Here is a 22,545-nt window from a genome sequence, read left to right as displayed (position 1 = left end):
TTCTCCTCACCCCAACCCTCTCCATCAGGAGAGGGAGATTGTTAGAAATGATTAACCATCGAATACAAAGGTAACGTCATGGCCTTACAAATTATCGAATCCTGCGTCAACTGTTATGCCTGCGAGCCGTTGTGCCCCAGCAAGGCGATCTACATGTCGGAAAAAGCCGGACATTTCCGGATTAACCCGAAAAAATGTACCGAGTGCGAAGGCGATTATAAAGATACGCAATGCGCCAGCATCTGCCCGATTGAAGGTGCCATTCTCGATGCCTTAGGCGTTCCGATTAATCCGCCAGGTTCGTTGACCGGTATTCCGCCGGAAAAAATGGCAGAGGCGATGGCGGAACTACAAGCACATTGACGGCCATGGCCACCGTGCATTTCTATGAAAAGCCGGGCTGCTTGAACAATACCCGGCAAAAGCAGTTGTTGAGTGCTGCCGGCCATTTGCTGGTGGTTTACGATCTGCTGCAACAGCCGTGGGGCAGGGAACCGGGCAAGTTGCGCTCGTTTTTCGGCGACATGCCGGTCGCGGATTGGTTTAACCGCAGCGCGCCGGCTGTCAAACAAGGGTTGGTCGATCCAAACACTGTCAGCGAAGACGAAGCTATAGCGCTGATGGTGGCGCAGCCGTTGTTGATTCGGCGGCCTTTGATGGAGGTCAACGAACAACGCGTCTGCGGTTTCGACCAACAACAGGTCGATGCCTGGTTGGGCTTGGCGACAGCCGTATCGCACAAAAATTTGGAAACCTGTCCCAAGCAGTCGCACGCCGAGGCTTGCAAGCCATGAACAGCGTCCAATTGGAGAGCGAAGACGGCGTACCGCTTGCGGTAGCCCTGTCGGAACGCGTGCATTGGGTCGGCGCGCTGGATCCGAACCTGCGTACTTTCGACATTATCCTGAAGACCGCCAATGGCACCAGCTACAACGCTTATGTGATTCGCGGCAGCGAAGGCGTGGCGGTAATCGATACCGTGAAGGAAGGCTTTGCCAACGACTTTTTCGCTCGCTTGGAAAGCGTCGCCGATTATTCCGAAATCAAAGTCATCGTTCTCAATCACTTGGAACCCGATCACACCGGCGCTTTGCCGGAGTTGATGAAACGGGCGCCGCAAGCACAGTTGTTCATTTCCCAAAAAGCCCAATCCATGCTCAAAGGCCTGCTGAAACAGGATGAGTTGAGCTACACCCCGGTGGTGACCGGCGACAAGGTCTCATTGGGGGACCGTAGCCTGGAGTTTTTGCACACCCCTTATTTGCATTGGCCCGACACCCAATGCACCTATGCGCCGGAAGAGGCGATGCTGTTTTCCGGCGACGTGTTTGGCTGTCATTTTTGCGACAACCGCTTGTACAACGACAAGGTCGGCGATTTCCGCTTTTCCTTTGAATACTACTACGCCCACATCATGCGGCCGTTCAAGGAATACGTGGTCAGGGCTCTGGAGTTGATCGAACCTTTGCCGCTGAAATTGATCGCGCCCACCCACGGCCCGATATTGCGCGACCGCCCACAGCATTACATCCAGCGTTACCGGCAGCTATCCAGTCCGGCGCTGCATAACGAACTCAGGCCCAATCAAAAAACCTTGCTGATTTTTTACATCAGCTCATACGGCAATACCCGACGGATGGCGGAAGCCATTTATCAAGGCGCCATGCAAATAGAGGACGTGCGGGTATCGCTTTACGATTTGGAAGGCGGTGAGGTTGCGCCGTTCGTGGATTTGATCGAGGAAGCCGACGGTTTGGTGTTGGGCACGCCGACCATCAACGGTGATGCGGTCAAGCCGATTTGGGATCTGCTGTCTTCGTTGGCTGTGGTCAATCTAAAAAACAAGCTCGGTGGCGTGTTCGGCTCTTACGGCTGGACCGGCGAAGGCGTGCGCCTGGTGGAAGACCGCTTGCGCGGCTTGAAATTGCGCGTGCCGATTCAGGGCTTGCGCGTCAAGCTGATTCCGACCGACGACGAGATCCACGAGTGCAAAGCCTTCGGCTTGGAACTGGCTCAGGAGTTGACCGGGGCCAGAGAGTCGAGAGTGATTAATTTTGCGGACCTGTAAACCGGATAAAACAGACGCCTGCTATTGAGCCTACAGCGGTATTCGTAGGCTAAACCGATCCAAGGACGCATCGGTGACCTCACCGGCCGCAAGGCCGGTGAAAATCAGGAATCGTTTCGGTTCCAAACCGGGAGTCCTCAGATTAGAGGCTGCCGAGATTACTTTTAATACCTTATGGAGTTTTTACAATGGCCAAAGCGACCATTACATTTGAAGATATAAACGTGACTGTTACCGTCCCCGCCGGCACCCGGGTTATTGAGGTGTCCGAGAAAGTAGGTTCCGGCATTACTTACGGTTGCCGGGAAGGCGATTGCGGAACCTGCATTATGAAAGTGACTGCTGGTTGGAATAACTTGACCGAGCCGTCCGTACTGGAAGACAAAATTTTGCGCGAAAACATGGCTGGCAAACACAACCGTCTGGCTTGCCAAGCGCAAGTGTTGGGCGGCGAAATTTCCCTTAAACCAGTATAAGTAACGCAAAGGAGTAACACATGGCTTTAGTAACATTTACCAGTCCCGAATACCGGGATAAAACCGTTTACGCCGTTGCCGGCAGTCACACCCAGACTATTTTGAAGCTGGCTCTGGAAAACAAGATCCCCATTAATTTCGAATGCGAAGACGGCGAATGCGGCACTTGCGTGGTCCGCGTCACCAGCATCGATAAAAAAATGGAACGCATGGGTGGCACGATGACCGAGAAGGAAAAATCCCTGCTCAAACAAATCGGTAAAGTCACTACCGAACAGCTGGAGCAAATGATCGTTGACGACCTGCCGCCCGAATGGCGTCTGGCTTGTCAGATGATCGTTAGGGATGAAGATATTCGCGTCGAATATTAATTCTGCGTCATCGTTAAAAAGGCCGGAGAATCGAGTATGAGTTGCACACTTAGCATGGCACCGAACGATAGGGTAGAGCCCTCGGTTATGAAGTCGCGGCAACACATTTATCAAGATCTGATGGCCTGTGCCGACCAGTCGCCCAACAGCGTCTGGTTGGCGCAAATCATCGCCAGCTGGAGCGTCGGCGATGGGGTGCTTCCCGACAGCCTAGGCTTGAACCCGGCACAATTTCAGCAATTGCTCGACCGTTACTTTCCCGGCTACCCGTTAGCGCCACAAGCGTTTTCCGGAAGCAGTTTGGATTACAGTCGCATGTTGGAAAAACAGGATTTGGAAGTCCTGCTTGCGCAATTTGCCGTCAATCCCGGCGCGGAAACCGAATGGCTAATCGTATTGATTGTGGCGGCCTGTTTGGGCAGCGATCATCTCTGGCAAGACTTGGGTTTATGGTCGCGCACCGATTTGTCGGCCATGCTGGGTTACAACTTTCCGGAATTGCTGGTTCGCAACAGCAAAGATATGAAATGGAAAAAGTTTTTGTACAAACAGCTCTGCGAAGCGGAAGGTTTATATGTCTGCCGGGCGCCGTCCTGTGAGGTTTGTAAAGATTATCCGCAGTGCTTCGGGCCGGAGGATTGAGCCAGTTTTGCGGTTCTGAATTATCTAAATTGCGCCCGTGCGTTGAATCTGCATTTTTCGTTCAGTACATGTTTATTTGGTCAGCGACGCGTCTGATCACATCAAGCCCAAAATCCGATAAGCCCCTTTCGTGTTTAAAACCACAGTAACCGGCGCACTGGATTTATTTTCCCAATACCAACCGTGCGAGCCTTCGAAGGGCGCGCTTAACGAGCCACTGGATTGGCTGTCGGTCGTTTCCTTGTAGCTTTTGAAATAGCCGGTTTTGTCGCCTTGCGGCTCGCCGTGAAAATCAAAATACAGCGCCGTGCCATTGGTGGACCACGAATATTCCAGGGCCGCGCCTTTGGCTAAATGAAATTTGTATTCCAGGCCTTCGCCGGCCGGCACCACGATTTTTACCGTATCTTGCCACTGCGCGGCCGCAGCCGGTTGCGCGGCGCTTACCGCCGCCGGCTCCGCGCAAGCACTGGTTGTTCCTGGGCTGCCGGTTTTGTTTGGCGACGCTAAACTGGTTAAACCGGTCATTTCGCCAAACCCGGTCGGATCTATGCCATATTCGGCGGGCAATACGGCGGTGACCAGAACCGCGCCAGCCAAAAACGTCGCCGACAGGCTGGCGATAGTGAGAGATTTAACGGATTGAACCGGCGGATTGCTGTCTTGCATCGAGTTATCCATGGATGATGTACCCCGTGATTTGGTAGCCGAATAGAATCAAGCCGCCGGACATTAACAGGGTGTTGGTGGCTGCGGAAAAGGCGTAATAGCTGCGATGACGGCGCCAAAAGTCCAGCGCGATCAAGATAAACAGCAGAGCCAGGAATTGGCCGATCTCTACACCCAGGTTGAACGCCAACAAGTTTTTCCAAAGCCCGGCTGCGGGCAGCGAAAAATCCTGCAATTTGGTCGCCAGGCCAAAGCCGTGAAACAAGCCAAAAATCATCACCGCCCATTTCGTATTGGGCTGAAATCCCAATAGACGCTGAAAACCTCCCAGGTTGTCGAAGCCTTTATACACAATGGACAAGCCGATGATGGCGTCGATCAGAAATGGATTGACCGAAATGTGGCCCAGCACACCGGCCAGCAGGGTCAAACTATGGCCCAGGGTGAACAGGCTGACATACACCAACACGTCGCGGGTGCGGAATAAGAAGAAAATCACGCCTACCAAAAACAACAAATGATCGTAGCCGGTAACCATGTGCTTGGCGCCGATATACAAAAACGGGCCAATGGCGATGCGTTGGTTGACCAGCAAAAACCGTTCGGTATTGGCATCGACGCCGTGGGCAAAGGCGGTAGCGCTTAGCAGGAATAAACAAAGCGGTAAGCCGATCAGTCTGATATTTCGCTGGATTGCGGGTGTCATGTTTAAAAATCCAATGGCAATGGGGGCGGAGTATATCCGACTCGGATACTTCGGTTAAATAGCCAGTCTGTTGCCGGCCGAACAAATCACAGCTTACCGCGCTTAAATTTTTATCCGCTTTGAACCTTTGCTAATTTCAGGTGATTTACAAGGTAATTGCCCTGCGCGAAACGGCTGGTGTTAATCTGTTCCAGCCGATATGGCTTAACCACGCAAGGGACGATACCTCTCAAAACAAACGGTTAACGCATAAATGGCGGCACGCCAATGATTTGAATACAGCAATTACCCAACTAATAGTGCCGATTGATCGGCCACCAATGGCCTTGTTCCAAGGCAAACCAAGCACCAAGGAAATTTATGAATAGTTCAAAAACCAGTCTATCCGGTAAGCACATGGCTTTGGCTGTGTTATCCGCGCTGATAGGTTCGCCAGCGTGGGCCAACACGATCAACGTCACCAATTTGCTTGATGTAGCCGCTGTGGCGGATGGCAGTTGTACGCTACGTGAAGCGGTCGCCAACGCGAATAGCGATAGCGATACCACCGGCGGCGATTGTCCGGCCGGTGCGGGCGCCGATACCATCACCTTTGGCGTCAATGGTACTACTGTACTGAGCAGCACCCTGACGATCAGCGATGTCGATGGCCTGACCCTTGATAGCTTGGGTCGTAGCGTCACGCTAAGCGGCGGCAACGCCGTGCGGGTGTTTTGGGTCACACCCGGCGCGGGCTTAACGTTAAAGAATCTGACCGTCGCCAATGGTTATGCGGACCCGCATGGCGGCGGCGTTTATAACCAATTCGGTAACCTCACCGTGTTGAATAGCACCTTCGTCGGCAATACCGCCACCCGCACCGGCGGCGGCATCGCCAACTACTCGGATACCTCACTAGCCAATCCCGGCGGCAATCTCACGGTGGTTAACAGTACCTTCTCCGGCAACAGTTCGGTTTTCGGCGGCGCGATTAGAAACTCCGGTATTGCGGCGACGATTATCAACAGCACCATTGTCGGTAATAGCGTGCAGCTACCCGTTTGCCCGCCGGGCTTTTTTTGCTCCCTGGAAGACAACGGCGGCGGCATCGAAAATCTTGGTACGCTGAATCTACATAACAGCATCGTCGCTGGCAATACGGCGGCAGTGGGTGATGCCGATATTGGCGGTTCGCCAACAACTGCCAGTTACAACTTGATTGGCTTTCCCGCTACCCTGTTTTACAGATGGAACGGTATTGGCCCGATAGTGCCGGTAGATGGTAGCAATGGCAATATCACCGGTGTCGATGCGAGCACATTGGTCGCAGCTAATTTGGCTAACAATGGCGGTCCGACCCAAACTTTGGCGCTAATCCCTGGCAGCGCCGCCATTGATGCCGCCGATAGCGCACTATGCGCGGCTGCTCCGGTGAGCAATTTGGATCAGCGCGGCTTGGCTCGCCCGCAAGGCGCGCAATGCGATATCGGTGCTTTCGAATTGGCTGCTGCACCTTCCGCGGATCTGGCGGTCAGCGGCACAGCCAGTGCGGCAATGGTGCGCGACAGCCTGACCTTGACAATTCTCGTTAAGAATAACGGTACAGCCGATGCCACGGGTGTGAAGTTAATCGATACCTTGCCGGCCTCCGGATTGTCTTCAATCTCCGCAACTACATCGCAAGGCAGTTGCAGTGCGCCAGTCAGCGGCAAGATCACTTGTAATCTTGGTAGCCTAGCAAACACAGCCAGCGCCACGGTCACCGTCAAAGCCATTCCTAGCGCTGCGGTTACGTTGAGCAATCAAGTGACCGTGCTTGCCGACCAAAACGATGGCCAGCCGCTTAATAATAGCGCCACGCAAACCGTCGCGGTGCAGCCGCTGTTGTGTAATGGTTTGGTGCCCACCATCGTCGGCACCCCTGGTGGGGATACGTTAGTCGGTAGCAAACGCCGCGACATCATCCACGGTTTGAGCGGTAACGACACCATCAGCGGCGCTGCCGATAACGACATCATTTGCGGCGGTCTAGGCCAAGACACGCTGAAAGGCGACGCCGGCAACGACACCCTGAACGGCGAAGCGGGTACGGATAGCTGCAACGGTGGCGTAGGCACCGATACTGCGACCAATTGCGAGGCTAAAACCGGTATACCTTAGGCTAAGCCGGTGCTAAAAGATTAAAAAATCGTAATTATTCAGCGCGAAGCACAACAGCTCCTCTCCAGCGGGAGAGGCTGGGTTAGGGGAATCAAAATTGGGCACTTGCAAGTTTAATTCTCCTCTCCCCAGCCCTCTCCTCGCGCACCCGCTGGGCATAAAGGATAGGGTTGGGGTGAGGAGAGCAAATCAGCAACGTAGGTTGTGTAAAACAACGGAAACCCAACAGAAACCATCAAAGCCGGCCTCTTTTGCCGGCTTATTTTTTGGGGATGGCCGGATGTCGATTACCCAAGTGATCAATGTCGTCCAAGCTCATAACCGGCGAATACATCAGGTCTTTGATGTCGCTGGAGCGCTCCCAGCCCAAAACCATCTGGCCGATGGCGCGTTTGGTCATTTTGATGAAGCGCGATTCAAGCTGTTGGCGGCCACCGGGCGAATTTTCCGGTTCCGGGTGCATGCGCGCTGCGGAAATCACAGAACAACGGCAGACCTTGTCGTGGTAGGAAAACTGGAAACGAAAATTTCTGGCGCGGGTGTTGATGTCGCGATTGGTCAGAAAAATAAAATAGGTGTTGCTGTCCGCTTCCGGTAGACGCTGCATCACGGTTTTCGCCTGTTCGAAGATGTCTTCCGCCGCGAATTGTTGACTGCCCGGCATCGGCATCAGGCCTTGCGTGCCCATTGCCACAGTACCCTTAACCCACAGCCCGAATTCCTTAGTCAAATCCCTGCCGATTTGCGCCGCAACATCTTCCGAGAAATCATTCAACGGAATCAGATAAACATTCACCGGACCGGTTTTTTCGGTGGTCGCCGGCGGGTAAAGAGAGGCGGTCGATATAGATTTTGGCGCTGAGTCGGCTACGGCTAAGGGCTGGGTATATGGAGAGTTTGTTGTGCAACCGGCCAGGGCAACCAACAAAAAAATCGTCATTGATAAATGTTTCATTCGGATTGTCCTGAGTTTACATATGCTGAATTGCCGGCGTTAAAGGGGCGTTGATCAGCAATGTATGACGCGATGTCAATGCAGCTATTGGCGTCGGGCAAATAGCAGTTTTTCATTCAAGCGTTCCGCGCTCCTGGGGCGGGGTGTCTTCTCGGCCATCAGTCATAAAATCGTTGGGTAATGCGGCCAAGGCGTCGAATATTGTGGCAGCGCGGGCAGGCGTTTCTCGTAAGACGATCTCATCGCCCCGGCGAAATATTTCCACCCTGGCAGTGTTGAAACGAAATTCCTTGGGTAGCAGCACCGCCTGGCTATTGCTGGATTGAAAAACTCGGGTGTAGGCCATCTAGTTCTCCTAATGGATTGTTACGCGAAGTATATAAGTTTTGAGACATGCGTAAATATTGCGTGCGAATAGGATGTCAATCTGGTGAAGCCAGAAGAACAGTTGCTCATGTCATTGTTGAATGGCGTGATTTATTGCACGCCTCGCTAGTATCCGGCCGCAATACCCGCTAGTATCGGTCCAACAAGTTAACAGGTGGATTTGAATATGACTATAACCGAACTACATCAGCTACCCGCCATCGAAAAACTCAAGATCATCGAAGCGCTTTGGAACGACTTAGCCGAAGACGAAAACAATCTTCCGCCACCGGCGTGGCACGAAGCCGAGCTAAAGCAGACTGAAGACGGTTTTTTGTCCGGAGACATTAAGGCTGTGGATTGGCAGCAAGCTAAAAAAGAGTTGCGCTCGCGGTTTGAGTTAAAGTAAGAGTTCTAAGTTCGACGATCAGAGCCAATATTGAAACTTATGGATATTCAGTAATTTATTAGGTTTTATAGGCTCCATGACCGCAATTCAACTGCCCAGAAAATCACCAGCCTGTTAATAGTTAATTCACCTCAATAATTAGCATGCAAACCAACAAAATAAAGTCGCGAGACAATTTAGAAGTCATAATGGTTTTAGGTTCAACCATCAATTCGGAAGGTAAACTATCCGAAATAGCGATTGGTAGGCTCGAAAAATGCGTAGAGTTTGTAAAAAATAAAGATGACTACTTGATCATTTTAACAGGTGGTTTTGGCGATCATTTCAATACCACCAACAGAATGTATTCATTGTATGCATATGAATATTTAATAAATAATGGTATCGATGCAGATAGAATATCTGCGCTAATTCCAAGTGTAGATACTGTAGAGGATGCCACCCTTAGCTATCGAGTTATAAAGCATCTTAAGCCATTAAACATTGTAATTATTACCTCAGAATTTCATCAGGAAAGAGTTAAGTATATTTTTGGTAAAGTATATAAAGAGTTCAAATTAGAATACATTAGTTCGGCCTATATGTCCGACGATGAAGCCATGCGACAACTAGCGTTAACTGAGGAACGAGAGCTAAAGCTATTGAAAGAAACTAATAGATCAAGCATTGGTTCGTCCCTGGGTTGACTTTTCTTAGCTTAGTGAATAATTTACAAATATTTGACAAAATTTCCGGAGATTACCATAAATATCGCCAGCCCAAAAGGCTAGTGGTCAAACGCCTTCAGGCTCTAATAGCTGAGTTCGGCAATCAAAACTCAATGGTTTTAGATATAGGATGCGGAACAGGCAGCTATTTGAACGAACTAAAATCCATTGAGCCAATGAATAAAGTCGGGATAGATTTATCCTTGAATATGCTTAATCAAGGTAGATCACACAAAGAGCAGTCATTGCTTGTTCAAGCCGATTTTAATGCATCATTTCCGTTTTGTGATAATAGCTTTAATATTATAATTGCGGTAGATTGCCTACATTTTTCAAAAGATTTATCCTTAACATTGAATGAGGTTCGCCGCGTGCTGAAGAGAAATGGAGTTTTCATAGCAGCCTTGCATACGCCTGATGATATTAAACGACAAACACTATCAAAGTACTTTCCGCAAGCTGAGTTAGTTGACTTACAAGAAGCAAGCAGACTAATGTCTTTGTGTTCCATCGGAAATAGTTTAGGCATGGAATGTATTCGAACATATAATGATCTGGAAGAATTTGAGCCCGACAACCACTTTGTCGAAATATTTGAAAAAAAATGCGCCTCAGTACTAAATAAAATCGATATTGAGAGTTATGAAGTTGGCTTGAATAATCTGAAATATGACTTCGCCAATGCAAATCTGATTGGAGTAGAGAGCCATACAATTCAAGTGTTTGAGGTTGAAAATGGAACCATTTAGTTGGGTATATGAAAAATTGTCTTTATTGGTTTTTGGTTGGATTTATAATTTGATTATGCGATGGCGCAGGCCCCAGCTTCAGTTTTTAGACGCTTCCTACAATGATGATTGGACTTTGTATTTTGGGAATGTTTTGCGGAACGATAGTCGAACCATCGCTTCTAACCAATTGCCTGGTCAAGACTATATATATGGAGATATCGAATCAACCTTAATTGTGAGCGAAATTTTTAATTCAGCATTCAAAAAAAATCCAACATATAGTAGATTTTTTAACGGTGCTGATAAATTGGATAATATAGTTATATCTGTTGGTGGGCCAAAATGGAACAGAATTACTGAAACTTTGATTGGAGAGCTAGGCTCGCCGGTTAAATACGAAGAGGGTAAAAAAGCTACAATTTTAACCGAGAATCATGGAGAAAAGGAGTTAGCTTATAAAGAGGAGAAAAAAGGTAAATGCCTTCATGTAAATGACGTAGGCGTGATACTCGTTGGAAAAAGCGAAGCCTTGCGTGAAAAAAATGGAACAAATGCCAAGTCAGTTTGCGTAGTAACAGGCTACTCTGTTTATGGAGTAAGGCTAGCAGCCGAGTATCTAAAAAAACTATGCGCAGTAAAATCTGAATTTAAAAAAATATCAAAAAATAAAAAGTTGTGTATCTTGGTGTTAGGCCGTGTAGAAGTTAATAATAATGGCGAAGTTACAAATTGGAATTTTGATAACTTAAAATTCATTTATGACAAGGGCTTTGTATCTCCCGATTTATATACTTATGAAAAATGAATCTTGAAAAAAATACTTGTCCATTTTGCGAGTCATCTTTAAGGGAAAGACAGTTGGCTGAGTCAAAAAGCTCTATAGCTGTGTTAGCTAAACACGCGGTGAATAATGCTCAGGCTTTAGTTATCCCAAAACGTCACTTCACCGATATTGCTGAAATACCAGCCATTGAGCTATCAGATTTAATAAATTTGGCGAAACGCACTATTACTTTGTTTAAAAAGATCGGCGTAGCGGATGATTTCAACTTAATTGCGAATAATGGAATTCTGGCCGGTCAGTCTATAGAGCATTTTCATTTTCATATCATTCCAAGAAAAGAAGGCGATTGCCCGGAGCCTAAATACTGGCTTTCAGAGCATCTTTTCAAAAAGCTTAGAGAAATACCAATGACTGAGCTAGTGGAAAATGCCTTATTGCTGAGGCAAAGAATCGCCGATTTTTCTGGCAATATAGAATCTACTGAATCAGACGGCCTTTGGCTAAATATAGCTCCTGCTTGCGTGATAGAGGACGGAGTTGTTTTTGGAAATACAAATTACAAAGAAACCGATAAGTCGATTTTTGTAGGCAATAATGCAATTATTCGATCTGGCACAGTCATTTACCACAACACTAAGGCAGGATGCAATTTTGATTGTGGGCATAATGTTTTGATACGGGAAGGCTCAAGAATCGGTGACAATGTTTATGTATATTCAGGCACGCAAATAAATAGAGATGTAATCATTGGCGATAACTGCATAATATCGGGCTATTTAGGCAATGGCTCTGTAGTTGAATCGAATGTCAAAATGTTTGGTGATTTAATCCATAAACACAAAGATAGATATTCTTCAGTACATGAACCTGCTCCGGTGATTAAGTCAGGTGCTTTTGTCGGTTGGGGAGCTAAAGTTATTGGTGGCGTTGTAATCGGAGAAAACGCAACCATTGGGGCCGGTGCAGTTGTTGTTGGCGACGTACCGCCTGAAACTACAGTTGTTGGTGTCCCTGCAAAACCAATAATTTCAAGGATGTAAGGCTATTAGCCGTGTGTGAAAGTATATCTACTCACACCGTCCCATTCACTTTTGGTTGCTGCGGGTGCCATGATATCGCCAACGATTTTGCCTTTTCCGGCTATTAGAACAGAAGGTTTGCGTCTTTTGGGTGGTGGTGGCAACTGATTCAATACCAGGAAAAAAGCTTCCAATTGCGCATTGGGCGGCAATTTGGGTATTTGCAGCAAGTTGCCTTGTTGATCGGTTTCTAAAATGATTTTCTCGGCATGCATGGATTTAATTCCGGATTGCTAAAGCCTTAGCATACGCCGAGCAGCCATATTTTTCACCCTGTTCGCTACTAGAACTAGCGCAACTGGGGATGCGCCGACCGTAGCTAGGCGCATCCATTCCAAAACAACTCTACTCGTCGTCCTGGCAGCCAAAATGATATTGATAATCCGCGATTGCGCGTCTGATGACCTCATGTGCCTCTTCGCGGCCGTAGACATGAGTAATTTCGCAGACGCTTTTTTCGCTGGGTAAATGTTTGTAGGTCAGGAAGTAATGCTTCAAGCGATTGATATACGATTCGGGGCAGTCGGAGACGTCGCGCCATTGCCGGTAGAATTCGTCGCCTTTCATGACGGCGATGATCTTGTCGTCGGCCTCGCCGCCGTCCAGTAAACGAAAGCCGCCGATGGGAATGGCTTGTAGCAGGATGTCGCCATGCGTCACGCTACGTTCGCTTAATACGCAAATATCCAGTGGGTCGCCGTCGCCCTTGCTGACCGGTTTGCCGGATTGTGCGGCGGCATATTCGGCGATCTTTTCCGCACAATAACTGCGCGGAATGAAGCCGTACAGAGTCGGAATCATGTTGGAGAATTTTTGCGGCCGGTCGATTTTCAGATAGCCGCTGTCTTTGTCGATTTCGTATTTCACCGTGTCGGACGGCACGATTTCTATGAAGGCGGTGACGATGTCCGGGGTGTTGTCGCCGGGCGAGATGCCGTGCCAGGGGTGGGCTTTGTGTTTTATATTCATCTAAGATTTAAGGGGCTTTGGGGAATAAGGTTACAGGGATATTTACCAGAGTGGAGGCAATGCGCAAGTCAATCAAGTCTAATAGTAGTATCTGATTAGGCTTGCGTTAAATGCCGTTGAGTTTGTTTATCGGAATTACTCGTCGGCGGCGACAGGCGCGGGCTTGAGCTTCATGTCTTTATTCAGCCGTTGCAGGCGCTTGATCATTTCTTTTTTCATCTGTTCGCGGCCTATCGAGTGCTTCAGGCTGCTGCCTATGCCCGCGACTTGATCGGTAGAACTGCGGATCGAGTAAAACACCAGTGTGCCGTCTTTATAGGGCAAGCCGCCGGCGACCACTTGGCTGGAGTTGTAAGAGTGGCCGACGTAAAACTGTCTGGAGACGATGATGCCGCCGCCTTCGCCGATGGCGATCACGCGGTGATTTAGCACGGCGGTGGGTCGGTCCTCCACGCGTCGATTCAACCATAAAAACTGTTCGCTGGTATTGGCCGGCAATGCGGCGGGATAGTTTAACCAGGCTTGTTGCAATTCCGGAAAGTAACGCGCCCAGGCTTTGCTGTTCACGGCGTCGTTACGCAGTTCCGCAGCCGGGTCGGCTGTGCCGCCGTCGCGGCTGTAAGGGGCAATGCCGGCCAGGCCGCTTTTTTTATAGGCTTGCAGGCGTTGCAGTAAAAATTCGCGGTATTTTTGGTTGGCGGTTTTCAGCAAGGTTTTGTTGTCGGCATCCTCCAGTCCGGCTTGCAGGCTTTTCAGACTGTCCAGTTCGGCTTTGGAGAGGTTGAATTCGTCGCCCGGCTCCGCTTCCAGAAAGGCCTTGGCTTCGTCCAATTGCTTTTCGGTAAAAGCAAACTTCTTAAAACTATCGACGCTGGCGTTATCGCCCAGTATGCCGGTGGCGACGATGTCGCTCTCGCCGGCGTTGAGTTTGCCCTTTTTGATGTAATCGGCCAGTTGCGGCAAGCCTACCGGTATGATCATCGCTACGCCAATGGCGAGTTCTTTTTGGCTGGTTTCGCTGACGTCGTAACCGACGATTTCGCCGCGTTCCAATTGCGGGATTTGTGCGGCGCTGATGCCGAAGTTCTGTAGCGCTTGCTGCGGGCTCGGGGCGTCTTGAGCGTATGCCGCTTGCTGGCATAGCGCGGCGGCACTCAGTAAAAGGATGGGAAAAGACAGTTTGTGGATCAACATAAAAACTCCGTTTCAAATAGGTATTCTGATAAAAAGTATGAGGCTTTGGGCCGAAGATTGCCGAAAGCGTTCATTCTGAAAACGTGTGTGCATCGCCGCGCGCCGTTTATTTGTCCGAACCGAACAATTTAGAAATACTGGAATCGCCGCGTCCGGCCGGTTTTGCCGGCGTTGTTGCCATTGAGGTGGGCGCTGGCTGCGGTGTCGGTTGCTGATTTTCCGTATCGAACAGCCGCGCAAACTCAGAAGCAGGCAGCGGTTTGGAAAATAGATAGCCTTGGCCGTAGTCGCAGCCGGCGGCAGTTAGCAATTCCAGTTGCTGCGCGGTTTCGATGCCTTCGGCTATCACTTTCAAGCCCAGTTTATGCGCCATCACGATAATCGCTTCGCACAGCGCCAGGTCGCTGGAATCGGCTTCCAGATTGCGTACGAAACTCTGGTCTATCTTCAGATAATCGATGTCGAATTTTTTCAGATAAGACAGTGACGAATAGCCGGTGCCGAAATCGTCGATAGCCACCTGGATACCGGCATCGCGGTAGGCGAATAAATGGTCGCGGACAATATTGTCGGCATCCAGTAACAGGCTTTCGGTAATTTCGATGACGACGCATTGGCCGGATAAGCCTAGCTCATGCAAATAGTCTATCCATTTGCTGTCACCCAGATTGCTGCGCGTAAATTGTACCGGCGACTTGTTAATACCCATTTGTAAATCCGGGCGATAGTGGGCGCGCCACTCGGCGACTTGTTTTGCCGCCATCCGAAATACCCAATCGCCGATATCGACTATGAGCCCGGTCTCTTCCGCCAACGGAATAAATTCCGCCGGGCTGATCATGCCGCGCGTGGGATGCTGCCAGCGGATCAGCGCTTCGGTTTTATGCATTCTGCCGTTGCTCAATTCGATTATCGGTTGATAGTACAGGCAAAACTCTTGATTGGTCAGTGCTTGGCGCAGGTCGCTGGTCAGGCGCATGCGGTTTTGCGCGGTTTGCTCCATCTCGCTGGTGAAGAAATTGTAGCGGTTGCGGCCTTGTTGTTTGGCGGAGTACATGGCCTGATCGGCGTTTTTGATCAGTTGCTCAGCTTCCAGCGCATCTTGCGGATAGAAGGTAATGCCGATACTGACCGAGATGTAGGCCAGTTCCTCGCCCAAACGAAACGGTTCGGCAAGTTGGTGCAGGATGGCTTGCGCGACGCGGTCTATGCTGGTCTGCGAGTCCAATTCGCCCAGAATGATGGTGAACTCGTCGCCGCCCAGCCGAGCCACCGTATCGACATTCCGCACGCAAGCCAAGATGCGCCGCGCGGTTTCCTGCAACAAAATATCGCCCATGCCGTGGCCCAGGGTATCGTTGATCTCTTTGAAGCGGTCCAAGTCCAGCAGCATCACCGCCAGGCTGTTTTTGTCGCGTTGGGCTTTTTTGATTTCCTGGTTCAATCGATCCTGGAACATGCGTCGGTTGGCCAAGTCGGTGAGCGGGTCGAAATTGGCTTGGCGCCAGATGGTTTGTTCGACATGTTTTTGCTCGGTAATTTCCGAGAACATCGCCACCCGGCGTTCTACTTCGCCGTGTTCGCCGTAGATGGTGTTGATCACCAGCCATTCTTGGTAAATATCGCCGTTTTTGCGTTTATTCCAGATCTCGCCTTGCCAGTGGCCGGTTTGTAACAGCGAGTGCCACATGGTTTGATAAAAATCCGGATCGTGGCGGCCCGATTTTAGAATGTCGGTGGACTGGCCTATCGCGTCTTCCGCGGTATAGCCGGTCAGGTGGGTAAACGCTTCATTGATTGCTATGATGCGATTATCGGCATCAGCGACCATCACCGCTTCGCCGATAGCCTGATAAATCATCGCCATTAACTGCATTTCGTGCTCAAGGCGTTTGCGCTCGCTGATGTCCAGCACCGAGACGATAATGTAGCGCCGGTTGTCTATATCGATAGGCGTCAAACTGATTTCCACCGGAAATTCCGTGCCGTCGCCCCGTATTGCGGTGAGTGAGCGGCTGGCGCTCATAGGCCGCGCTTTGTTCTCTTGTAAAAATTGCGCGCGCTGTGCCGGGTGTTTGGCGCGGGCACGTTCCGGTACCAGCGCATCGACAGTCAGGCCTATCAGCTCATCCAAAGTATAAATAAATACTTTCGCCGCGGGCGGGTTGGCGAGTTTGATGAGACCGGTTTCTCCGACTAAAAGGGTGGCTTCCGGCGAACCATCGACAATCTTGGACAATTGCAGCCATTGCAGCTGTTTGCGTTCGGTAATGTCAGTTTGGGTACCGATCATTCGCAAGGCCTTGCCCTGGGCATCGCGGCTGATCACCAGGCCACGCGTCAGAATCCAGCGCCATTGGTTGTCGCCATGTTTTACTCGATGCTCGTTGCTGAAGCGCTCGCTGCGATTTTCCAGATGTGTCTGCAAATCGGCCATCATCCGGGCGCTATCTTCCGGGTGTATCGTGGCTTCCCAATTACGGTAATCGTTTTCTCTGTCTTGTTCGCTGAAATTCAGAATCTCCATGCAGCGCGGCGACAGAAACACTTTGCCATTGGTCAAATCCCAATCCCAAACGCCGTCACCGCCGCTTTCCAACGCAAATTTCCAGCGCAATTCGCTTTCTTGTAATAATTTTTCCGATAACTTGCGTTCGCTGATGTCCGTGGAAATGCCGCACACTGCGTAAATTTCGCCTTGCGCATTGCGTAGCGGAAACTTATGCGACAAATACGTGTGAATTTTACCGTCTTGATGGGTGAGTTTTTCTTCGAATATCTGCGCCTGGCCGCTATTGACGACCGCTAAATCGTTTTCCCACAGTAGTTTGGTGTCGTCGCCCGGAAATAAATCGATATCCCGTTTGCCCCTGACCGTCTCATTGTCAACCGCGAACAGTTTTTCAAATTGGCGGTTGATCAGCTGGTATTGGCCTTGCAGGTCTTTGCTGTAAATCACCGTGGGCGTATTGTCCAAAATGCTTTGAAACCGCAATTCGCTGACCGACAGGGATTTGCCGAACTCGATGTTTAAGGATTCATCCTTGATCAGTTCGATAACGCCGACAATACGCTCCTGGTCGTCACGTAAGGGCATTTGCGTCGAACTGATCCAGCGGCCGTCGCCGGCAGTGAATGGGGTTTGATGGACGGTTTCGCCTTTTAACGCCTTTTGAATGCCGTCAGGGATTGGCGTTTGCGCCAGCCAGGGAAATAACTCAATCGGTGTTTTCCCCAGGCAATCGGTTTGCGGCCGCCCCGTCAAGGTTTCCATAAAACGATTCCAGAGTTCGATACGGCCATGCAGATCGTAAACAATCACGCCTTCCTGAACCGAGCGCAGAATGTGTTTGTTGAAATCGCCGAGGGCTTTGCTGAATTGTTCCGACCGCTGGTAACGCTCGATGGCCAGCGCCAGGGAAATACCGACGCTGGACAGTACCAGCAAAAACGACCATTGCAGCAATAGGCCGGTTTCACTGCTGTCGGCTGCAAAAAAGCCTACCTGAAAAATCGCACCGAACATGCTTTGCAGCATGACCATGCTGATCAGTAACAAGGTGCCATGCAAGCCAAAATACAGTGCGCCGTAAACCAGAAAAGCGAACATATAAAAAGCTTTGCCGTAGTGGCCAAGATGCCACGGCCACTCCAGGAAAATCATTTGTCCGGCCAGAAACGCTGTTGTGACATAAAGCAACGCGCGCCAAACTTGATACGGGTTCCAGTTAAAACTTGGTGGCTGCCGCCAGACCAAAATAAGCGGCGTGAAAATCGCAATACCCAAGACATCGCCCATCCACCAATGCGCTAGACTGATCGGCCATTGCTGCGCCGTTATGGCGTCGAAATGTAACAGAATTAAGGAGCCAGCCATGGCCGAAACGACCGAAGCCAAGGCGCCGGCAAACAGGATGCGTAAGTAGTCTTGCGGCTGTTGCAGTTTGCGAATCTCGCCCAGCAGATAGCAGCCGACAAGTGCTTCCACGGTATTGCCGCAAGCGATAGGCAAGGCCTGCTCCAGCGGATTGCCTGCCCACAGATTGCCAAGTAATGCGCCCAGGAACACGCCGGGCCACAGTTTTTTACCGCCGAGCAGCAAGGCTGCCAGTGCGATGCCGCCAGGCGGCCAGATGACGGATATTACGTAATTGGTGGCGAAAAACATCAACACCAGTTTGGCAACAAGCGCGTAGGCGATAGCCAAGCCGAAAAGGTGGACTAGTTCTGCGGTGGAAAAGGTCGAAAAACGGCGCAAGAGATTACCTTGATTTATTGAAAGCTGACGAATAGACAAACAAAATATCTTGGTTTATCTCACGAAATGCAAGGTTTTGTCACGGGCTAAGTGCTGGGATTTCGGCGCATTCCTAGCGGATGAAAGGTGGCTTCGCGTTGGTGATTCACCTGCGCCGGTTTGTGTTTATACGCCCAAATTTTCAACTTCCACCGCCACTTTTAATTCGTGGTTTTGGCCGCCGAAAATCACGCCTTTCAACGGCGTGACATCGCTGTAGTCGCGGCCCCAGGCGACGATGATGTGCCTATCGCCCGGCAATTGGTTGTTGGTGGGGTCGAAATCCATCCAACCCAGGTCCGGTAAGTACACGGAGAACCAGGCATGCGAAGCGTCGGCGCCTACCAGTTTTTTCTTGCCGGGCGGCGGCAGGGTTTCGATATAACCGCTGACATAGCGGGCGGCCAGGCCTTGCGAACGGATGCAGCCTATGGCCAGATGGGCGAAATCCTGGCAGACGCCGCGCCGGTGTTGCAGGACGGTGGTCAGCGGCGTGGCCAGATTGGTGAATTCCGGATCGAAGGTGAAATCGCGGTGGATACGTTGCATCAGATCGTGTATCGCTTCGATCAACGCCTTGCCGGGTGTGAACGAGGCTTGCGCATAACCGGCTAGCTCGGCATCGGCGGCGATGAACGGCGAATCCAAGGCAAATTGCCGGGCCTCCAATAGTGGTTCGCTTCTATCGTTCCAGAGCGCTTCCTTGACCAGTTCCCAGCTCATGCCGTGGCTGAAGTCCAACTGCACCGGTTGCGGAAAAATCTGTACTTCGCTGCTGGCGGTGACCACAAACTCCCGATGAGGCTCGCGAATGGAAAACCAGGCAACTTGATTGCCGAAAAAATCGGTACGGGTCCGATAGTCGCAGGGCAAGGGGGTGATTTTCAGTTGCGAACTGAGCAATTGTTGATTCGGGCAGGGGCGCGGCTGCATCCGCACTTCGTTGTAGGACAAGCCTACGGCCTGTTGGTAACGGTAGGTAGTGGTATGGGTAACCCGATAACGCATGGTGACTCCCTTAGGACAGCGATTGCGGCGCGTCCCCGTGGCGGAAATAATTGGCGGTCAAGGTATCGGACAACGCGGCCAACAGTGCGTAAATCTTGCTGAGTTGTTGGTCCAGTGTTTCGCGAATGCCGGATTCGGATACGCTCAATAAATCGTCGATGTTGGCGATATTTAGAAGACAACTAGCCTCTAATAGTAGCCGCTCTTCAGCGCTTATTCGGCGCGTGCTGGGTTCGCGCGGTAGTTTACCGACATGTTCCTGCAAACGAGCGATTTGATAGGCCAGTGAGCGGGGATTGTTGGGGTCCATCAGCAGCAATTCCAAAAACGAGGCCAACTCCAGATTGCTGCGGTAATGCTGGCGGTAGCAAATGAGGTTGTCGCTGGTATCCAGCAAGGATTCGATCAAGCGGGTTTCCGCCGCTTCGCTTTGCGGCATGGTAAACGCCGTTCTCAACACCGATACCAGTTGCAAGCCGCGCTCCAGGCGCCGGCCGATGTCCAAAAACAGCCAGCCGTTGCCGCGCGTCATGCTTTCCATCACCAGACCGCTGAATGCGGAGAGCGTGGTGATCAACTGATCCATTTGCTCCTGCATCGACCATAAACCGATTTTGCCGAGGCGGCGAGCTTCGGAAACCTGTTCCTCGATTTCGTCGATGACCCGCCAGGTATCCGATGACCATAAATCGCGCACCGCGTAACCGGATTGGGTCATTCTGTTTACCGTGTTGGCCAGGCTGCCCGCTCGGCTTTCGTCGACCACTACCGCCAGTAATTCGGCTTCGGGGGTGTGCAGCAAGCTTTCTTTATCTTCGGCAAAAAAACCGGGGTAGGTACCGGTCATGCTGGTGACGCAGCGCAGCTGGGTTTCCAGGCTGAGCTGATAGTCCGGGCTGTCGCGGTCAGGGTTGCTGAACAGTTTTTTTATCGTGGCCCGCAACAAGCGTACGCCACCTTCTGCGCGTTCCGCGTTGCGGCCCACCCAGAAAATATTGTCTGCGGCGCGGCTGGGTAAGGCATTGCCGTGGCCGGCTAGGCTGCTGCTGCGCTTGGCCGGAATGGCCGGGTGCTGCGGCTCGGTCGCGACCACCCAGGTATCTTTACTGATGCCGCCGGTTTGGTTGGTGATCATCATATTGCCGTATTGCGGTGCGCTGCGGCTCAAGCCGCCCGGCATCAGGGTATAACCGTCCGCTCGCGCCACCATAAAGCAGCGCAGCAAGGTTTGGCGGGGTTCGTAGCCGCCGGAAACCATCGCCGGTACGGTGGAAAAGCTTTCGTATTCCTGGCCGACGTATAGCGCCGGACGGGCCTTGATACGTGCGCGCCAGTCCGCGAGTTGCGCGCGGCTGAGTTGATGGCCGAACACCGAGTGTTCGCCGGGTTTGCGGTAGATCGGTTTGATGACCAGACGTTCCAGATTGGCAAGCACGTAATTTAACTCGCGGGCTTGGCCGCACCACCAGGTGGCTATCGAATTCAGCTTTAGGGTTTGGCCCAGGAAGTATTTGGCGATGCCCGGCAGGAAGGGCATGATGCCGGGATTTTCCAGTACGCCGCTACCCAGCGGATTGGCAATCGCCACATTGCCGCGTCTGACTACTTCCAATAGGCCGGGGACGCCTAGCCGCGAGTCTTCGCGCAGTTCCAGAGGGTCGCAGTAATTGTCGTCCACCCGCCTTAGAATCACGTCCACCCGTTGCAAGCCGACCAGCGATTTTAGCCAGACATAGCCGTCGCGAATGGTCAGGTCGTCGCCCTGTACCAGGGGGTAACCCAAATAGGAGGCCAGGTAGGCGTGTTCGAAAAAGGTTTCGTTCAGCGGGCCGGGAGTCAATACCACCACGCGCGGGGTATCGGCGTCGCCGGGGGCGATGGCATTCAGGCCGGCGCGCAAGGACTGGAAAAAACGCGCCAGGCGGTGGACGTGGGTGTCGCGAAACAAGCTGGGCAAGACCCGCGACATGGCCAAGCGGTTTTCCAACGCGTAGCCGGCGCCGGATGGCGCTTGAGTACGGTCGCCAAGTACCCACATCTTTTTATCCGGGCCGCGCGCCAGGTCGGCGGCGCACAGCACTAACTGATGTTGGCCGGGCAAGCTTACTTGATCGCAAACGCGCAGGAAGCCACCGTGGTTGTAGATCAGCTCCAGCGGCAGCAGGTTTTTCTTGATGAGCTGGCGCGGGCCGTACAGGTCGGCCAAAATCAGGTTCAACAGTTCGGCGCGTTGCAGTAGTCCGGCCTCAATGTCGAACCACTCGTCGCCGGACAGCAATAGCGGTATCGGGTCGAGTTGCCAAGGGCGGTTAATACCGTCCGGGTCGCCGTAGACGTTGTAGGTGACGCCGTTTTCGCGCAGCAGCCTTAGCGCTTCCTGGTGGCGTTCACCCACTTCGCGGGGGCCGAGCTGTTGCAATGCCTGCATTAGGTGGGCCCAATGCGGTCTAACCCGGCCCGTCTCGTCCAGCATTTCGTCGTGGATGCCCTTATCGAGGCGGTATCCCGGCGCGAAAGCTTCTGGTGTGCTTAAGGTTTTCATAGGTTTAGTTTGCCGGTTTACCGGGTATAGCGCAATTTATCAAAGCCGATCTCGTTTATTTATATTTTCTAAGCCGGTTTTTTAGCGCCGATGCCGATTCTGACGAGACTTTGGATGAATGCGTAGTCCAATAAACCCGCAAGAAGCATGCCGTTACGATCAGGAATAGCCGCGCGCATGATTGACCGCGTGGGTTCGGTCACTCTGCCTAGAGTAGTCCAATATAAAGCATCGGTTTGATTCAAGCTTCTGAACTAAAGGGTATTTCCCCGCGTTAAGGTAAGATAAGTCTGTCGGGGCCGAGTATATTGATAGCCGTAGGCGCGCGACTTGGCATTGCTATTGCTTTATTTCAGGTAACTGATTAGAACCGGTTTGCGTTGAAATGGTGCGGTGGTTTTTGCACCAATTCCGCGCGGACTTGCACCATAAA

Annotated in this window: 22 protein-coding genes; 12 read left to right on the top strand and 10 right to left on the bottom strand. The window is 51.3% G+C overall.

What is annotated here, in order from left to right:
* Positions 1-78: 78 nt before the first annotated feature.
* From METH11B_RS0111630 to METH11B_RS0111605, 6 genes are all read left to right on the top strand, one after another.
* A complete protein-coding gene (locus METH11B_RS0111630) occupies positions 79-363 on the top strand; it encodes a 4Fe-4S dicluster domain-containing protein (protein ID WP_020484742.1) in 285 nt (94 codons plus the stop codon).
* A gap of 5 nt (positions 364-368) precedes the next feature.
* On the top strand, positions 369-794 hold the full coding sequence (locus METH11B_RS0111625; RefSeq protein ID WP_020484743.1) for an ArsC/Spx/MgsR family protein: 426 nt from the start codon (positions 369-371) through the stop codon (positions 792-794).
* A complete protein-coding gene (locus tag METH11B_RS0111620; RefSeq protein WP_026147162.1) occupies positions 791-2,068 on the top strand; it encodes an FprA family A-type flavoprotein in 1,278 nt (425 codons plus the stop codon). The genes METH11B_RS0111625 and METH11B_RS0111620 overlap by 4 nt, the downstream gene beginning before the upstream one ends.
* Before the next feature lie 188 nt (positions 2,069-2,256).
* Positions 2,257-2,544 (top strand): 2Fe-2S iron-sulfur cluster-binding protein, encoded by a 288-nt coding sequence (locus METH11B_RS0111615; RefSeq protein WP_020484745.1) that lies wholly within the window; start codon positions 2,257-2,259, stop codon positions 2,542-2,544.
* Positions 2,545-2,564: 20 nt separating this feature from the next.
* A complete protein-coding gene (locus METH11B_RS0111610; protein ID WP_026602163.1) occupies positions 2,565-2,915 on the top strand; it encodes a 2Fe-2S iron-sulfur cluster-binding protein in 351 nt (116 codons plus the stop codon).
* A 36-nt stretch (positions 2,916-2,951) separates the two neighbouring features.
* Positions 2,952-3,557, top strand: coding sequence for a nitrogen fixation protein NifQ (locus METH11B_RS0111605; RefSeq protein ID WP_051427001.1), 606 nt, complete (start codon positions 2,952-2,954; stop codon positions 3,555-3,557).
* 96 nt (positions 3,558-3,653) lie between these two features.
* Here the strand turns inward: METH11B_RS0111605 and METH11B_RS0111600 are convergent, their stop codons facing one another.
* Complete coding sequence (locus tag METH11B_RS0111600; RefSeq protein ID WP_231499610.1) at positions 3,654-4,238, bottom strand: hypothetical protein; 585 nt, start codon at positions 4,236-4,238, stop codon at positions 3,654-3,656.
* Entirely contained in the window at positions 4,231-4,932 is a 702-nt protein-coding gene (locus METH11B_RS0111595; protein WP_026602160.1) for a HupE/UreJ family protein, read from the bottom strand. The genes METH11B_RS0111600 and METH11B_RS0111595 overlap by 8 nt, the downstream gene beginning before the upstream one ends.
* 360 nt (positions 4,933-5,292) lie before the next feature.
* Here METH11B_RS0111595 and METH11B_RS27825 point away from each other — a divergent pair, with 360 nt between their 5' ends.
* On the top strand, positions 5,293-7,071 hold the full coding sequence (locus METH11B_RS27825; RefSeq protein WP_026602158.1) for a DUF11 domain-containing protein: 1,779 nt from the start codon (positions 5,293-5,295) through the stop codon (positions 7,069-7,071).
* A gap of 259 nt (positions 7,072-7,330) precedes the next feature.
* Here METH11B_RS27825 and METH11B_RS0111580 read toward each other — a convergent pair whose 3' ends face one another.
* Together METH11B_RS0111580 and METH11B_RS0111570 are read right to left on the bottom strand one after the other, a co-directional pair.
* A complete protein-coding gene (locus tag METH11B_RS0111580) occupies positions 7,331-8,026 on the bottom strand; it encodes a hypothetical protein (RefSeq protein WP_026602157.1) in 696 nt (231 codons plus the stop codon).
* A gap of 112 nt (positions 8,027-8,138) precedes the next feature.
* Positions 8,139-8,372 (bottom strand): antitoxin, encoded by a 234-nt coding sequence (locus METH11B_RS0111570; RefSeq protein WP_026602156.1) that lies wholly within the window; start codon positions 8,370-8,372, stop codon positions 8,139-8,141.
* A 207-nt stretch (positions 8,373-8,579) separates the two neighbouring features.
* Between METH11B_RS0111570 and METH11B_RS0111565 the strand changes: the two genes are divergently transcribed.
* From METH11B_RS0111565 to METH11B_RS27820, 5 genes are all read left to right on the top strand, one after another.
* The gene (locus METH11B_RS0111565) at positions 8,580-8,801 is read left to right on the top strand and encodes an addiction module protein (protein WP_155931112.1); all 222 of its coding nucleotides are present in this window, start codon (positions 8,580-8,582) and stop codon (positions 8,799-8,801) included.
* 143 nt (positions 8,802-8,944) lie between these two features.
* Complete coding sequence (locus METH11B_RS0111560; RefSeq protein ID WP_026602154.1) at positions 8,945-9,487, top strand: YdcF family protein; 543 nt, start codon at positions 8,945-8,947, stop codon at positions 9,485-9,487.
* 14 nt (positions 9,488-9,501) lie between these two features.
* Positions 9,502-10,257 carry a class I SAM-dependent DNA methyltransferase gene (locus METH11B_RS0111555; RefSeq protein ID WP_197026949.1) on the top strand — a complete coding sequence of 252 codons (756 nt, stop codon included), beginning with the start codon at positions 9,502-9,504 and terminating at the stop codon, positions 10,255-10,257.
* The gene (locus METH11B_RS0111550; protein WP_026602152.1) at positions 10,244-11,044 is read left to right on the top strand and encodes a hypothetical protein; all 801 of its coding nucleotides are present in this window, start codon (positions 10,244-10,246) and stop codon (positions 11,042-11,044) included. The genes METH11B_RS0111555 and METH11B_RS0111550 overlap by 14 nt, the downstream gene beginning before the upstream one ends.
* Positions 11,041-12,063 (top strand): HIT domain-containing protein, encoded by a 1,023-nt coding sequence (locus METH11B_RS27820; protein ID WP_026602151.1) that lies wholly within the window; start codon positions 11,041-11,043, stop codon positions 12,061-12,063. Before METH11B_RS0111550 ends, METH11B_RS27820 begins: the two co-directional genes overlap by 4 nt.
* 5 nt (positions 12,064-12,068) lie before the next feature.
* Here the strand turns inward: METH11B_RS27820 and METH11B_RS0111540 are convergent, their stop codons facing one another.
* The 6 genes from METH11B_RS0111540 to METH11B_RS0111515 all read right to left on the bottom strand — a co-directional run bounded on the left by METH11B_RS0111540 (position 12,069) and on the right by METH11B_RS0111515 (position 22,112).
* Complete coding sequence (locus tag METH11B_RS0111540; protein WP_026602150.1) at positions 12,069-12,317, bottom strand: hypothetical protein; 249 nt, start codon at positions 12,315-12,317, stop codon at positions 12,069-12,071.
* Positions 12,318-12,447: 130 nt separating this feature from the next.
* Positions 12,448-13,071, bottom strand: a complete 624-nt coding sequence (locus METH11B_RS0111535; RefSeq protein ID WP_020484758.1) for an inorganic pyrophosphatase — start codon at positions 13,069-13,071, stop codon at positions 12,448-12,450.
* A gap of 135 nt (positions 13,072-13,206) precedes the next feature.
* Positions 13,207-14,265 (bottom strand): hypothetical protein, encoded by a 1,059-nt coding sequence (locus METH11B_RS0111530; protein ID WP_026602149.1) that lies wholly within the window; start codon positions 14,263-14,265, stop codon positions 13,207-13,209.
* A 106-nt stretch (positions 14,266-14,371) separates the two neighbouring features.
* On the bottom strand, positions 14,372-18,523 hold the full coding sequence (locus METH11B_RS26685; protein WP_155931111.1) for an EAL domain-containing protein: 4,152 nt from the start codon (positions 18,521-18,523) through the stop codon (positions 14,372-14,374).
* Positions 18,524-18,688: 165 nt separating this feature from the next.
* A complete protein-coding gene (locus tag METH11B_RS0111520; protein ID WP_020484761.1) occupies positions 18,689-19,570 on the bottom strand; it encodes a transglutaminase family protein in 882 nt (293 codons plus the stop codon).
* A 10-nt stretch (positions 19,571-19,580) separates the two neighbouring features.
* Entirely contained in the window at positions 19,581-22,112 is a 2,532-nt protein-coding gene (locus METH11B_RS0111515) for a circularly permuted type 2 ATP-grasp protein (RefSeq protein WP_026602147.1), read from the bottom strand.
* Between the last annotated feature and the right edge of the window lie 433 nt (positions 22,113-22,545).

The sequence above is a fragment of the Methylomonas sp. 11b genome (assembly GCF_000515215.1).
In the GTDB taxonomy this organism is placed as follows: Bacteria; Pseudomonadota; Gammaproteobacteria; order Methylococcales; family Methylomonadaceae; genus Methylomonas.
The sequence above is the reverse complement of the archived record's forward strand: the minus strand, read 5'-3'. Positions and strand labels throughout refer to the sequence as shown.

Bases quoted from the DNA above. Each gene is read 5' to 3' on its own strand.
- METH11B_RS0111630 (WP_020484742.1), top strand. From the start codon at position 79: ATGGCCTTACAAATTATCGAATCCTGCGTCAACTGTTATGCCTGCGAG.
- METH11B_RS0111625 (WP_020484743.1), top strand. From the start codon at position 369: ATGGCCACCGTGCATTTCTATGAAAAGCCGGGCTGCTTGAACAATACC.
- METH11B_RS0111620 (WP_026147162.1), top strand. From the start codon at position 791: ATGAACAGCGTCCAATTGGAGAGCGAAGACGGCGTACCGCTTGCGGTA.
- METH11B_RS0111615 (WP_020484745.1), top strand. From the start codon at position 2,257: ATGGCCAAAGCGACCATTACATTTGAAGATATAAACGTGACTGTTACC.
- METH11B_RS0111610 (WP_026602163.1), top strand. From the start codon at position 2,565: ATGGCTTTAGTAACATTTACCAGTCCCGAATACCGGGATAAAACCGTT.
- METH11B_RS0111605 (WP_051427001.1), top strand. From the start codon at position 2,952: ATGAGTTGCACACTTAGCATGGCACCGAACGATAGGGTAGAGCCCTCG.
- METH11B_RS0111600 (WP_231499610.1), bottom strand. From the start codon at position 4,238: ATGGATAACTCGATGCAAGACAGCAATCCGCCGGTTCAATCCGTTAAA.
- METH11B_RS0111595 (WP_026602160.1), bottom strand. From the start codon at position 4,932: ATGACACCCGCAATCCAGCGAAATATCAGACTGATCGGCTTACCGCTT.
- METH11B_RS27825 (WP_026602158.1), top strand. From the start codon at position 5,293: ATGAATAGTTCAAAAACCAGTCTATCCGGTAAGCACATGGCTTTGGCT.
- METH11B_RS0111580 (WP_026602157.1), bottom strand. From the start codon at position 8,026: ATGAAACATTTATCAATGACGATTTTTTTGTTGGTTGCCCTGGCCGGT.
- METH11B_RS0111570 (WP_026602156.1), bottom strand. From the start codon at position 8,372: ATGGCCTACACCCGAGTTTTTCAATCCAGCAATAGCCAGGCGGTGCTG.
- METH11B_RS0111565 (WP_155931112.1), top strand. From the start codon at position 8,580: ATGACTATAACCGAACTACATCAGCTACCCGCCATCGAAAAACTCAAG.
- METH11B_RS0111560 (WP_026602154.1), top strand. From the start codon at position 8,945: ATGCAAACCAACAAAATAAAGTCGCGAGACAATTTAGAAGTCATAATG.
- METH11B_RS0111550 (WP_026602152.1), top strand. From the start codon at position 10,244: ATGGAACCATTTAGTTGGGTATATGAAAAATTGTCTTTATTGGTTTTT.
- METH11B_RS27820 (WP_026602151.1), top strand. From the start codon at position 11,041: ATGAATCTTGAAAAAAATACTTGTCCATTTTGCGAGTCATCTTTAAGG.
- METH11B_RS0111540 (WP_026602150.1), bottom strand. From the start codon at position 12,317: ATGCATGCCGAGAAAATCATTTTAGAAACCGATCAACAAGGCAACTTG.
- METH11B_RS0111535 (WP_020484758.1), bottom strand. From the start codon at position 13,071: ATGAATATAAAACACAAAGCCCACCCCTGGCACGGCATCTCGCCCGGC.
- METH11B_RS0111530 (WP_026602149.1), bottom strand. From the start codon at position 14,265: ATGTTGATCCACAAACTGTCTTTTCCCATCCTTTTACTGAGTGCCGCC.
- METH11B_RS0111520 (WP_020484761.1), bottom strand. From the start codon at position 19,570: ATGCGTTATCGGGTTACCCATACCACTACCTACCGTTACCAACAGGCC.
- METH11B_RS0111515 (WP_026602147.1), bottom strand. From the start codon at position 22,112: ATGAAAACCTTAAGCACACCAGAAGCTTTCGCGCCGGGATACCGCCTC.